Below are 11,604 nucleotides of genomic sequence, written 5' to 3'. Positions count from 1 at the left end.
GTTTAAATTTGATTCCAGAGATTAAGAAAAATTTCTTTTGCTTTCAAAACATTCTCATGAGGAAATACTTCAAATATAAATGGCCCATAATAATTTGAATTTTTACATTCTCTTAATAACGTCTTAAAATCTATATTTCCTTCTCCAAATAAAACATGTTGGTCAGTTATACTATCATTATCATGTAGATGCATGTTAATGACAAATTTTTTGACTTTTCTGAAATATTCGATTGGATCAAAATTTATGACATTTGCATGGCCGATATCAAAAGTTATTCCCAATCCTTTTACCCCGTTAGAAAGCCCCGCCCCTTGGGACGGTCGGGATGTTGTATATAATCCGCTGCCCTTGCCCTTTCTAACGGGGTTTACTGAATTCACTACTTTTAATAAATCCTCTGGTTTTCTGCATAATCGTGAAGGGTCAAATGCATTTTCTAAACCGATTTTTATTCTGAACTCTTTGCTTAATTTAATTATTTCTTTTAAATTTTTTATTAAAATTTCGAAATTTTTAGCAACCGTATTTTCGTTGTTTTGGGTATCTTTAGTGCCGCCATGAATTGTGATTTGTTTAGCTCCGACTTCTTTCGCCAAAATCACTTCCTTTTTGGCAAATTCAAGGGCCTCTTTTGAAATTTCATGATTCGCACTACAAAGGGAAACGAAATGAGAGATATGCAGACTTAAGAAAATATTATTTTCTTTTGAAATCTTTTTTACTTGGTTAATTATTACTGGTTTTAAATTAAAATCTACTTCGCCTTTTGGTTCTTTAACGGCCTGAATTTCATAACAATCAAATCCATTTTTAATTGCAAAATTCAAATCTTTTAAAATACTCTGCCTATCTGACCCTATAAATCCTATTTTTGGTTTTACTTCCTTAATTTTTAGCATTATTTTTCTTTTTTAATTTTTGATATAGCATTCGGGGATAGCCCATTTGGGCTTGCATTTCATATTTGATATTTAGTTTCTTTAAAAAATCTAAGCAGGCTTTTCTGGTTTTTTGTATACCGCCAAAATTCTTTTTTGCTTCAATTTCCATAAAATTTCCTAAACCTTTAACTTGATCTAAGATTACCTCAAAATTGTTACAATCAAAATATTTTCGAGTTTTAATTACCGTCACTTTGGGAATTAGTCCAATCTTTTTGAAAATTTCTTCAACAATTTTAGGTTTATCAATGAAAGTTTCATACTCATCTGTTACTCTTAACCAGCCATCTTTTCCAAAGTGCAAAAAAGAGTAATTCAAATGATTTTTTTCTTTTTCAAATCTGATTCGTAAATATTCAATATATGGTTCTCTTTCGAAAAAATCTCTCTGTGGCGGCACAAAATACTTATCAACTTGCCTTCTAGTTTTAATAAATTTCCCAACTTTCCTGAGTTTCTTTTCAACACTAATTGAATTTTTTATTGTAACTTGAAGTTCAACCTCTTTATGCATGTTTTTCTAAAATTTCTTTTATTCTTCCGGCTTCTTTTTCAACAACTTCGCTGTCGTATTCGCCGGCGTGAGCCGGCGCGCCTTTGTAAACCCCGCTAGAAGTAAGACGCCTCAGGCGTCTGCCGTCCCGCTCACAACGGGACGGACTTCTAACGGGGTAAATTGGTCTTTTCTGGTCTAAATGTAAATTAAAAATTAAATTTTCACCTTCAACTCTCACAAAAAGATGAAATCTGGGATAACCTCTTGGCGGTCTGGTAAGAGCCAATTCTCCTTCTCTCTCGATTTTACTCTGAAAATGATAACCGGCTTTTCGCATTAAATTATAGATATTATCTTTAAATGGTCCTTTTACAACAAATTCCATACATTTAATTGTTTTCTCCGGCTAATTGGCCGCAGGCGGCTTTGATTTCTCGACCAAAGCGATAGCGCTGGGTGACAATTGGGCCAGCTTTTTCTAAAATTTCTTTAAACTTTTTAATTTTCCAGCCGGGAGATGGTTTAAATTCTGCGTGGCCAATGGGATTAAACGATATAAGATTAACAAAATATAGTGTTTTTTTCAAAAGTTTGACCAATTCTTTTGCCTGCTCTGGGGAATCATTAGCCTTATCTATCATTAAATACTCAAACATCACCTTTCTTCTTGTTTTTTTAATATAATCAGCAACCGCAGCTAAAATCTTTTCAATGGGATATTTTTTATTTATTGGCATCAATCGTGCCCGTAACTCATTATTTGGAGCATGAAGAGAGATGGCTAAATTTACCTGTAATTTTTCTTTGGCTAATTTTTCAACTCCTTCGGTGATGCCAACGGTTGAAATAGAAATGTGTCTCACGCCCAGATTAAATCCCTCTTTATCATTTAAAATTTTTATTGCCCCTAAAACATTATCATAATTTAGAAAGGGCTCTCCCATTCCCATAAAGACAACATTGGTCACTTTTTCTTTTGTTTTTTTTAATAATCTAGCAAAAAATAAAACTTGGTCAATTATTTCTGAACTTGATAAATTTCTCTTAAAACCTCGCTGACCAGTGGCACAAAACCGACAACCAATAGAGCAACCAACTTGGGAAGAAACGCAAACTGTTCGGCGACCATCTTCATGTTTCATTAAAACTGACTCAATCTTTAGACCATCCTTTAATTTAAAAAGGACTTTAAGGGTTTCGCCGTCTTTTGAGGTTAGAGTTTTTTCTGCTTTTAATTCTTGAAGCGGACAATTTTCTGATAACTTCTGGCGCAAATTTTTGGGTAGGGTAGTGGCTTTATCCCAACTTTCAATCAAATCAAAAAAAATTGCCTTTTTAACCTGTTTTAAGCGAAAAATTGGTTCTTTTTCTAGAACTTTTGCAATTTTCATCAAATTCATAATTTTAATTTGAGATTTGCTACTAAATAGCCGACGCCGAAGGGGCCTTCGTAAGACAAAATTTCTGGTTGCCAATTAAGACCCGAGGCCTCTAAAATTCCTAAAAGAAAGCAAAAAGACCTCAATCCGCATTCTCCAGCCCCGGGATACAATTCGTCCAATTTTAAAATTTTTTCAATATCTTTTTTCTTTAAAGATTCTATTAATTCTTTATCAAATTTCGGACCATCGGGGTGGAATCCATATGGGCCATCAGCCCTCAAGCAGTGCGATAAATCACCACTTGCTATGAGGGCAATTTTCAATTTTAAATTTTCAATTTTCAAATAAAGTTTTTTACCCCACTCAAAATGCTGATACGGCGAATCAAAAGTAGTAAGGACTGGGTAAATGGTTGGGTTATCAAATAATTCAACTATTACATTGGCTGGATTTTGGTAATTTTGAATTTTAAATTGTATTTTTGATTTTTGATTTTTGATATTTGATATTAAAAAGTGCAATGGCACTTTTATGCCCCAATCTGGATGAGGGGCAGAAATTATTATTGAATCCGGGTCTGATTCTTTTAATTTATTAGCCAAACTATTCAAACTTTCAATGGTTTTCTTTACTTGTTTTCTGTCTTTTTTTGAACCTATTGAGGGAAGAAATATTGGCGGATGGGGGGAAATACAAGCGAAAATAATCATAGAATTTAGAATATAGAATCTAGAAAATAGAAATTATTTAATGATAATATCCAGATTTTCTCCGCATTTTGGACATTGGCCGCTTTTGTCATAACGGGAAATAACATAACCCGTTCTATTAATTACTAAGGCATTGCATTTTGGGCAAAAGGTGTCTTCCGAAGGCAGACCGGGAACATTCCCGGTATAGATATATTTTAAGCCCATTTCTTTGCCAATTTTACAAGCCATTTTCAGAGTTTCTACCGGAGTATCCGGTAAATGCTGCAATTTCCAGGAAATAGCGCCGGAAAATCGGCTGATATGCCAGGGCGTTTCAGGGCCCAATTCTTCTTTAATAAATTTGGCAATATCCCTAAACATTTTTTCTGAATCTGAAAGGGTAGGAATTACTAAGGTTGTTATTTCCGTCCAAACGCCTGATTTTTTCATTAATTTGGCAGTATCCAAAACCGGTTGGAGCCGCGCCCCGCAAACCTCTCTATAAAACTCTTCGGAAAAACTTTTGACATCAATATTAATAGCATCAAGATAGGGGATTACTAATTTTGCCGATTCAGGGCTCATAAATCCATTGGAAACAAAATTGTTTTTCAAGCCTGCTTTTTTTGCCAATTTCATCGTATCCAAAGCATATTCTAAAAATATCGTTGGTTCGGTATAAGTGTATGATATGCTGGGTAAATTATTTTTTAAAGCAATTTTAATAATTTCTTCTGGCGGCAAATCTTCACCTAAAACCGGCTTATCTGGTTTTGGCGCCTGGGAAATGTCACTATTTTGGCAATTCCGGCAGACGAAATTACAACCAACTGTGGCTATTGATAACGAGTGGCTTCCCGGCAAAAAATGGAAAAATGGCTTTTTTTCGATAGGGTCAATGTGACAGGCAATGGCCTTACCGTAATTTAAGGCATACAATTTTCCGTCAATATTTTCTCTCACCCCGCAAATTCCTCTTTTCCCCGGTAAAATAACGCAGCAATGAGCGCAATTTTGGCATTTCACCCTGTTAAATTGCTCTACCAAAGGTAGAGCACCCGCTTTGCGGGATTTAACAGGGTAAACCTTTTTATCCTTTAATTTCTTATAAAGATGAGCTTCTTTTTTCATACTTTAATTTTATCTTAAATAATGATATAATTCAATCGTAATTTTTAATTTTTCGCTTTTAATTTTTAACTTGACTGAACCGCCGAAGGCGGTGAAAGAACATGCGCCATAGAATTTTTACTGCCATAAATTTACCGGAAAATATAAAAAAGGAGCTAAGCTCCTTTCAGTCAAAGTGGCCAGAGCTGCCTTGCCGTTGGACAAAAACGGAAAATTTGCACATCACCTTGGAGTTTCTGGGTTATCTAACTGACGAAGAGTTAATTGAACTTTGCCAGAAAATAAGAAAAATAGCCTCGGAGAAAAAAGCTTTTTCCGTTCATTTAAATAAGGTCTGTTACGGTCCCCCAAAAAAAATTCCTCCCCGAATGGTCTGGGTGATGGGAGAAAAGATTAAAGAACTTAATATTTCTCCTCATATTACTTTGGGCAGAATCAAAACTTGGGAATTCAGGCAAATTGAACCAGAAGAAAGGCCGGAAATAAATGAAGAAATAGATTTAAGTTTTGAAGTAAACTCTATTGAAGTGATGGAAAGTCAATTAAAAAGAGGCGGCCCCGATTATACAATTTTAGAATCATGTCCGTGTTTTGAAGTAAACTCTATTGAAGTGATGGAAAGTCAATTAAAAAGAGGCGGCCCCGATTATACAATTTTAGAATCATGTCCGTTAAAAAAATAAATCCCGTTAGAAATCCAAGCTAACGGTGCCCAAAAATAAATGGAATAATCTTTTTAAGGGAAATTAGCCACTTTGTAATAAAAAGAGAGGAATAATTAATAAATTAAATAATAATTATGAAAACAGCCAATATCCAGACCCTGCAGACAACAGCTGTTATTTTGGTTAACGAAAACAAGCCCCCTGCTTATCGGCTCATAAAAAAAAATGGGATACAAATCCGAACATATTCCGGTGATGCCCAATGAGGTTGTTGAGTTTCTTAAACCCAAGAAAAACGGTATTTACATAGACGCTACTTTGGGAGATGGAGGACATACCAGGTTGATTGCTTCTTTATTGGGACCAAATGGCAAGATTATCGGCATAGACCAAGATATTGAAGCCATAAAAAGAGCTAAAAATAGATTAGCCGAATATGAAAATAAAATTTTTTACGCCTATGGCAACTTTAGAGAATTAGATAATATTCTTGATAAGTTAGCTGTTAAGGAAGTAGATGGTATTTTATTTGACTTGGGTATTTCAACTTATCAATTAGAAACCCCGAATAGGGGTTTTAGTTTTAGCGAAAAAAACGAAAATCTCAATGCTCTTTTGGATATGAGAATGGACCTTTCTCAGAAATTAACGGCATACGACGTTATTAATGAGTATCCGGAAGATAGATTAAGAGATATTTTATTTAAACTGGGAGAAGAATCTTATGCCCGAAGTATTGCCAAACGTATAGTTTTGGAAAGAAAAGTAAAACCAATAAAAACAACAAACGATTTATTAGCGATAATCCGCAAATCAACGCCTCCGAAATATCGCTTTGGCAGAATCAAAGGTCATTATGCCAGTAAGGTTTTCCGTGCCATTAGAATGGAAGTGAATCAGGAATTGCCCGCCCTAAAAGAAGCGATTCCCAAAGCCGTAGCCGCGCTAAAAAATGGCGGCAGATTAGTAATTATATCATTTCATTCTCTTGAAGACAGAATAGTTAAAAGAATGTTCAAGGATATGTCGTTAATAGCGGAAAATAAAAAACCAACAGTCAGATTATTGACTAAAAAACCGGTTATGGCCGGCTCTTCGGAAATTGAGAAAAACCCAAAATCAGATAGCGCTAAACTCCGCGCCGTAGAGAAACTATCAATTTAACCAGTATTAACCCTATCTCTGGATTTATTGAGCAACTCTTTTTGCTTTTCAATCTCAGATTCCTCTATCTTCTGATAGAGCGGCCTCAGGTGGTTAATCCTTTGCGTTTTCTGTGGCTCAGGGTATTTCCATCTAATTTTATCCTGATTTACCCCAAAGAAACCAAGAATCCGTTCTGATGTGACAGGAAGAAACGGATTGACTAAAATAGCCAAGCTTTGAATCGTATGGCTAAGCACAGCAAGGTCTGTTTCAAGTTCATCTCGTTTTGCTTTGTCTTTAACCTTGTTCCAGGGAGCTTTTTTGTCTACAAAACGATTGCCGTGCTCAGCAACATTCCGAATTTCCATCCAGGCTAATCGAAATTTCCCTTTTTCAATCAGCCCTCCAATTTTCTGGAAAGACCTCTCGGTTAGACCTAAAAGTTTCCCTGAATCTTGATCAAGAGAAACAGCCAACCGAAGTCCGTTTGGAAACTCCTTTTGGCTAAAAGAGAGCACCCTGTTCACCAGGTTGCCAAATGTTGCGATTAGTTCGCCGTTAACTAATTGGGCATATTCGGTCCAAACAAAGTTAGCGTCGCTGGTTTCCGGGCCGTTTACAGTCAGGAAAAAACGTAGAGTTTCTGGGTCAAACGCCTCAAGAAAATCTGGAAGCCAAATTGCCCAAGATCGGCTTTTAGAGAATTGTTTCCCTTCAAGGGTTAAATGCTCTGAGGAAACAATACGGTCTGGCGTATGGAGATTACCTTGTGCTAAAAGAATGGCTGGCCAAATTATGGTATGGAATGGAATGTTATCCTTTCCATGAAAATAATAATGCACAGCATCATCATTTAACCAGAACTCCTTCCACTCATCGGCTTGACCTTTCTCTTTAGCCCAGAGTTTGCTGGCAGAGAGATAACCAGTTACCGCTTCAAACCAGACATAAATCCGTTTGTTTTCGTAACCAGCCAGCGGTATTGATACACCCCAATCAGTATCACGAGTGATTGCCCGATCACGAAGACCTTGCTTAAGCAAGCCCTTGGTAAGAGTTCGCGCATTGGTGCGCCACGAGTCGCTTCTTTCTTCTGTCCATTGCTGAAGTTTTTCTCCAAAGGACGACAGCTTAAAATAGAAATGTTCAGATTGACGAACTTCTAAGCGAAAATCGTCATTTCTAAGCTTTTTTTGTTGTTGTAAAATCTTCGGATTGATGCGAGGATTTTTAAGTTCAAGGGGAGCAAGAAGTGAACCACAGTTGTCACACTGATCGCCACGAGCGTCCGAATAACCACATTTAGGACATTTGCCTTCGACAAACCGATCCGGCAAAAACCGCCCTAAAAACGGGGAATACAATGCCTTTTCTGTTTTTGTATAAAGATACCCCTTCTTATACAAATCAAGAAAGAGTCCTTGGACAACCTTGGCGTGATGGTCAGTTGTTGTCCGGGTATAGATATCATAAGAGAATTTAAGACCATTAATAAGTGTGTCTTTAAATTCTTGATGATATCTATCGGCAATTTCGCTTGGCTCAACGCCCTGTCCAGCAGCTTCAACCGCAATGGGGGTTCCATAACAATCACTTCCAGAAACAAGGAGCACCTTATCATTGTTTAAGCGATGGTAACGGGCAAGAATATCGCCGCCTAAAAGCGCTGAGATGTGTCCAAGATGAAGCGACCCGCTGGCGTATGGCCAGGCAAGACCAATAAAGATTCTTTTGTTCATTGTTTTGTCTGCCAATTCTATATTATGATTTTTTAAAAATTAATCAAGGTTTTTTAAGAATGGAAAAATTTGCTTCAATAGTTCTTTTCAATATTAGAGAATAATATCTGTCTTTATCTCATTTTACTCTAAATATTTCGGTGTCATTTTATATTGCCGAATCAATACCTTTTCGGTGCTACTTTACATTGCGCAATTCAATCTTTTTATTTTTATAGAAAATTGTGTTAAAATGAAATGGCGTGTATAATTGGCCAGTTAATGAAAAAAAATTAAAAAAAGAAGACCCAAGGGTTATGAGTTCTGAAAATAGAGTAATAGTCAGATTATTGACCAAAAAACCGGTTATGGCCGGCTCTTCGGAAATTAAGAAAAATCCAAAATCAGATAGAGCTAAACTCCGCGCCGTAGAAAAACTATCAATTTGCCATTATGATTACTAAAATTTTCGGAAGTAAAAAGATAAAAATAAAAAAACTTTCAAAGGTGGATTTAAGGAATGTTAAAAAATTCCAGGATTTTACTAATTCTTTGATTAAGAAAAATGACCAGATTTTGATAAACAAAAAATTTTCTTTAAAAGAAGAAAAAAAATGGTTAAACGGAGAGGTGAAACAAATTAAAAGCCGCAAAACTGTTGATTTGGTGGCAGAATGCGACGATAAGATTGTCGGAACTACTGGCATTGATTTAAGTAAGGGACGACAAAATCATGTGGGAATTTTTGGAATTACTATTAGAAATGGTTATCGGGGAATTGGTTTGGGAAAATATTTAATGAAAGAAATAATCAAATTGGCCAAAAAAGAACTAAAACCAAAGCCAAAAATAATTAGATTGAGCGTTTTTCCCATCAATAAACCGGCAATCTCTTTTTACAAAAAATTCGGTTTTAAGAGAGTGGCCAAAATTCCAAAACAAATTCAATACAAGGGAAAACTATTAGATGAAATAATAATGCTTTTGGAACTATGAAAATTGAAGTGTTGGTTAGAGCAATTATTCAAAACAAAGGAAAAATTTTGGTTTGCAACAAAATAGGAAAGCATTATTTTTTCTTTCCCGGAGGCCATCTAGGGTTTGGCGAGAACGTAAGAAAAGCATTGAACAGGGAGTTAAAAGAAGAATTGGGTTTAAAAATTAAAAAATCTAATTTTATTGGCGTTTCAGACCATTTATTCACCGAAGACGGTGAAAAACATCACGAAATTAATCTAGTTTTTGAGGTAAAAACAGATAAATTAAAATTCAAAAGCAGGGAAAACCATCTTCAATTTTTCTTAAAAACTAAAAAGGAGTTATCAAAAGAAAAAGTTTTGCCAAAAATCTTAACTAAAGCCATCTTAAAATGGCTAAAAGATAAAAAACCATTTTGGACCAGCCAGATTTGACAAAATGTTTAGGAAAGTTAAAATATAATTAGAAAAATATGGCAGAACCACTCAAAAAAGAAGATATAAAAGAAACTTTTACCGAAGCAGTGGAACTTTTTGCTAATGCAATAAAGGAGGATTTTGATCGGATCGATAAGAGATTTGACAAAGTAGATGAAAGATTTGACCAAGTAGATGAAAAGCTAACAAATGTCACGGTTAAAGTAGCAAACTTAGAGGTAGATATAAACGAAATCAAGCCCGATATCAAAGAAACCAAAAACACTATTAACAATTTATTTAATCGGATTGATAAATTCTTGGCAATATTGGAAAAATTAGATCAAGAATTTACCATGATGAAGCAAGACATTAAAAGGATTAAAGAAGCAATTAAAGAAAAACTTGGAGTAAATCTCTTTTAGACAGTTGATGGGATTTTTCCCGCCCACTTTAAGCAAATTTTTAAAACTATAAAATGTCTGAAACAAAAAACACCCATAAAATATCCGTCTTTGATGTAGCAAAAATAAGGAATGATTTTCCGGTGCTTAACCAAAAGGTTTATGGAAAACCCCTTATTTATTTTGATAATGGAGCAACTACCCAGAAGCCCAAGGTTGTTATAGATACTATAAACAAATTACACTCAGAGCAAAACAGCAATGTTCACCGGGGGGTTCATTATCTAAGCGAACAAATGACTGAAATGTATGAATTGGCCAGGAAAAAGGTTCAAGATTATTTGAATGCCCGACATAACCATGAAATAATTTTTACCAAGGGTGTTACGGATTCCATCAACACCGTGGCCCATTCTTTCGGAGAGTTATACGTAAAAGAAAATGATGAGATTATTATTTCTGAAATGGAGCATCATAGTAATATTGTTCCCTGGCAGATAATCTGCCAGCGAAAAGGCGCTAAGTTAAAGAAATTACGGCTATTGCCCATGAAAATAACATTCCTGTTTTAATAGATGGAGCTCAGGCAATTCAACATCAAAACGTTGATGTTCAGGATTTAGATTGCGATTTTTATGTTTTTTCAGGGCATAAAATATACGGGCCTACGGGAATAGGAGTTTTATATGGAAAAGAACGCTGGTTAAATGAAATGCCTCCATACCAGGGAGGAGGAGATATGATTGACCGCGTAACATTTGAAAAGACCACCTACGCTGAATTACCGGCTAAATTTGAAGCTGGCACTCCTAATTATATTGGAGCTATTGGATTAGGTGTAGCATTAGATTATCTGACAGGCATAGGATTAGATAATATACAAGATTATGAGAAAAAACTGTTGGATTATGGGACAAATAAACTTATGAGTTTGGATGGGTTAAAATTATACGGTACCGCCGGAAACAAAACTTGTATTTTTTCTTTTTTATTGGACAACATTCCTCCCTATGATATTGGAATAATTTTAGATAAAATGAGTATCGCAGTGCGTACCGGTCACCATTGCACGCACCCTATTTGGGACCATTATAAAGTTGAAGGTAGTATTAGGGCATCTTTGACTTTTTATAACACCTTGGAGGAAATAGATTCTTTTTGCGAAGCGTTAAAGAAAATTCAAAAAATGTTCGGGTAGGGAAAATAAATAAAAAATTTCTAAGAAATGATGACCATACAAGAGATAGAGGAAGAAATTATTAATGAATTCAAAAATCTTGACGACTGGATGGATAAATATAAGCATCTGATTAGATTAGGGAAAAGCTTGTCTCCAATGGATTCTAAATATATAAAAAAAGATTATTTGGTTAAAGATTGCCAATTAACAACATGGCTTTACTCAACATTTAAAGATGGAAAGGTCTTCTATGATATTGATAGTAGTTCTGTAATAATAAAAGGGATGATTGTTTTATTAAAAAGAACTCTATCCGGTCGAAAACCAGAAGATATTATAAATGCTGATTTGTATTTTATTGACAAAATAGGACTAAAAGAAAGTTGTGCGCCTGCTCGTATAAGCGATCTTTTGAAACTAATAAACAAAATAAAGCAGGATGCTGTTCTTTA

The 11,604-nt window shown here is 35.2% G+C and carries 14 protein-coding genes and 1 pseudogene; 8 read left to right on the top strand and 7 right to left on the bottom strand.

Annotated elements, in window-relative coordinates:
- Nucleotides 1-2: 2 nt before the first annotated feature.
- The 6 genes from KY055_01350 to amrS are packed head-to-tail and all read right to left on the bottom strand — an operon-like array spanning nucleotide 3 to nucleotide 4,645.
- Nucleotides 3-902: a sugar phosphate isomerase/epimerase gene (locus KY055_01350; protein ID MBZ1345273.1), complete on the bottom strand. Its 900-nt coding sequence runs from the start codon at nucleotides 900-902 to the stop codon at nucleotides 3-5.
- Nucleotides 889-1,458 (bottom strand): class IV adenylate cyclase, encoded by a 570-nt coding sequence (cyaB, locus tag KY055_01345; protein ID MBZ1345272.1) that lies wholly within the window; start codon nucleotides 1,456-1,458, stop codon nucleotides 889-891. The genes KY055_01350 and cyaB overlap by 14 nt, the downstream gene beginning before the upstream one ends.
- Nucleotides 1,451-1,825 carry a hypothetical protein gene (locus KY055_01340; GenBank protein ID MBZ1345271.1) on the bottom strand — a complete coding sequence of 125 codons (375 nt, stop codon included), beginning with the start codon at nucleotides 1,823-1,825 and terminating at the stop codon, nucleotides 1,451-1,453. The genes cyaB and KY055_01340 overlap by 8 nt, the downstream gene beginning before the upstream one ends.
- A gap of 4 nt (nucleotides 1,826-1,829) precedes the next feature.
- On the bottom strand, nucleotides 1,830-2,840 hold the full coding sequence (rlmN, locus tag KY055_01335) for a 23S rRNA (adenine(2503)-C(2))-methyltransferase RlmN (protein ID MBZ1345270.1): 1,011 nt from the start codon (nucleotides 2,838-2,840) through the stop codon (nucleotides 1,830-1,832).
- Entirely contained in the window at nucleotides 2,837-3,532 is a 696-nt protein-coding gene (locus KY055_01330) for a hypothetical protein (GenBank protein ID MBZ1345269.1), read from the bottom strand. Before KY055_01330 ends, rlmN begins: the two co-directional genes overlap by 4 nt.
- A 33-nt stretch (nucleotides 3,533-3,565) precedes the next feature.
- Nucleotides 3,566-4,645 carry an AmmeMemoRadiSam system radical SAM enzyme gene (gene amrS, locus KY055_01325; GenBank protein ID MBZ1345268.1) on the bottom strand — a complete coding sequence of 360 codons (1,080 nt, stop codon included), beginning with the start codon at nucleotides 4,643-4,645 and terminating at the stop codon, nucleotides 3,566-3,568.
- A gap of 101 nt (nucleotides 4,646-4,746) precedes the next feature.
- Here amrS and thpR point away from each other — a divergent pair, with 101 nt between their 5' ends.
- Nucleotides 4,747-5,328 carry an RNA 2',3'-cyclic phosphodiesterase gene (thpR, locus tag KY055_01320; protein MBZ1345267.1) on the top strand — a complete coding sequence of 194 codons (582 nt, stop codon included), beginning with the start codon at nucleotides 4,747-4,749 and terminating at the stop codon, nucleotides 5,326-5,328.
- 207 nt (nucleotides 5,329-5,535) lie between these two features.
- Nucleotides 5,536-6,474 (top strand): 16S rRNA (cytosine(1402)-N(4))-methyltransferase RsmH, encoded by a 939-nt coding sequence (gene rsmH, locus KY055_01315; GenBank protein ID MBZ1345266.1) that lies wholly within the window; start codon nucleotides 5,536-5,538, stop codon nucleotides 6,472-6,474.
- On the opposite strand, the gene metG is transcribed toward rsmH, so the two are convergent.
- Nucleotides 6,471-8,195: a methionine--tRNA ligase gene (gene metG / locus KY055_01310; protein ID MBZ1345265.1), complete on the bottom strand. Its 1,725-nt coding sequence runs from the start codon at nucleotides 8,193-8,195 to the stop codon at nucleotides 6,471-6,473. The two genes, rsmH and metG, sit on opposite strands and share 4 nt — an antisense overlap.
- Before the next feature lie 242 nt (nucleotides 8,196-8,437).
- On the opposite strand from metG, the gene mraW reads away from it, so the two are divergent.
- The 6 genes and pseudogenes from mraW to KY055_01280 form a co-directional block, all read left to right on the top strand.
- Nucleotides 8,438-8,638: a 16S rRNA (cytosine(1402)-N(4))-methyltransferase gene (gene mraW, locus KY055_01305; protein ID MBZ1345264.1), complete on the top strand. Its 201-nt coding sequence runs from the start codon at nucleotides 8,438-8,440 to the stop codon at nucleotides 8,636-8,638.
- Nucleotides 8,628-9,170 (top strand): GNAT family N-acetyltransferase, encoded by a 543-nt coding sequence (locus KY055_01300; GenBank protein MBZ1345263.1) that lies wholly within the window; start codon nucleotides 8,628-8,630, stop codon nucleotides 9,168-9,170. Before mraW ends, KY055_01300 begins: the two co-directional genes overlap by 11 nt.
- Entirely contained in the window at nucleotides 9,167-9,586 is a 420-nt protein-coding gene (locus KY055_01295; GenBank protein MBZ1345262.1) for an NUDIX domain-containing protein, read from the top strand. The genes KY055_01300 and KY055_01295 overlap by 4 nt, the downstream gene beginning before the upstream one ends.
- Before the next feature lie 38 nt (nucleotides 9,587-9,624).
- On the top strand, nucleotides 9,625-9,993 hold the full coding sequence (locus tag KY055_01290; protein MBZ1345261.1) for a hypothetical protein: 369 nt from the start codon (nucleotides 9,625-9,627) through the stop codon (nucleotides 9,991-9,993).
- A gap of 53 nt (nucleotides 9,994-10,046) precedes the next feature.
- Nucleotides 10,047-11,170 (top strand): annotated as a pseudogene (locus tag KY055_01285) (aminotransferase class V-fold PLP-dependent enzyme).
- A 27-nt stretch (nucleotides 11,171-11,197) separates the two neighbouring features.
- On the top strand, nucleotides 11,198-11,604 hold a 407-nt coding region (locus tag KY055_01280), incomplete at its 3' end, for a SufE family protein (protein ID MBZ1345260.1).

Source organism: Candidatus Nealsonbacteria bacterium (genome assembly GCA_019923625.1).
Classification (GTDB): Bacteria; Patescibacteriota; Minisyncoccia; order Minisyncoccales; family RBG-13-42-11; genus JAHXGN01.
This window is presented reverse-complemented; position numbering and strand designations above follow the sequence as displayed.

Coding starts and splice junctions, on each gene's coding strand:
- amrS (MBZ1345268.1), bottom strand. CDS start 4,645: ATGAAAAAAGAAGCTCATCTTTATAAGAAATTAAAGGATAAAAAGGTT.
- KY055_01350 (MBZ1345273.1), bottom strand. CDS start 902: ATGCTAAAAATTAAGGAAGTAAAACCAAAAATAGGATTTATAGGGTCA.
- KY055_01300 (MBZ1345263.1), top strand. CDS start 8,628: ATGATTACTAAAATTTTCGGAAGTAAAAAGATAAAAATAAAAAAACTT.
- KY055_01330 (MBZ1345269.1), bottom strand. CDS start 3,532: ATGATTATTTTCGCTTGTATTTCCCCCCATCCGCCAATATTTCTTCCC.
- metG (MBZ1345265.1), bottom strand. CDS start 8,195: ATGAACAAAAGAATCTTTATTGGTCTTGCCTGGCCATACGCCAGCGGG.
- rlmN (MBZ1345270.1), bottom strand. CDS start 2,840: ATGAATTTGATGAAAATTGCAAAAGTTCTAGAAAAAGAACCAATTTTT.
- cyaB (MBZ1345272.1), bottom strand. CDS start 1,458: ATGCATAAAGAGGTTGAACTTCAAGTTACAATAAAAAATTCAATTAGT.
- KY055_01290 (MBZ1345261.1), top strand. CDS start 9,625: ATGGCAGAACCACTCAAAAAAGAAGATATAAAAGAAACTTTTACCGAA.
- KY055_01340 (MBZ1345271.1), bottom strand. CDS start 1,825: ATGGAATTTGTTGTAAAAGGACCATTTAAAGATAATATCTATAATTTA.
- KY055_01295 (MBZ1345262.1), top strand. CDS start 9,167: ATGAAAATTGAAGTGTTGGTTAGAGCAATTATTCAAAACAAAGGAAAA.
- rsmH (MBZ1345266.1), top strand. CDS start 5,536: ATGGGATACAAATCCGAACATATTCCGGTGATGCCCAATGAGGTTGTT.
- thpR (MBZ1345267.1), top strand. CDS start 4,747: ATGCGCCATAGAATTTTTACTGCCATAAATTTACCGGAAAATATAAAA.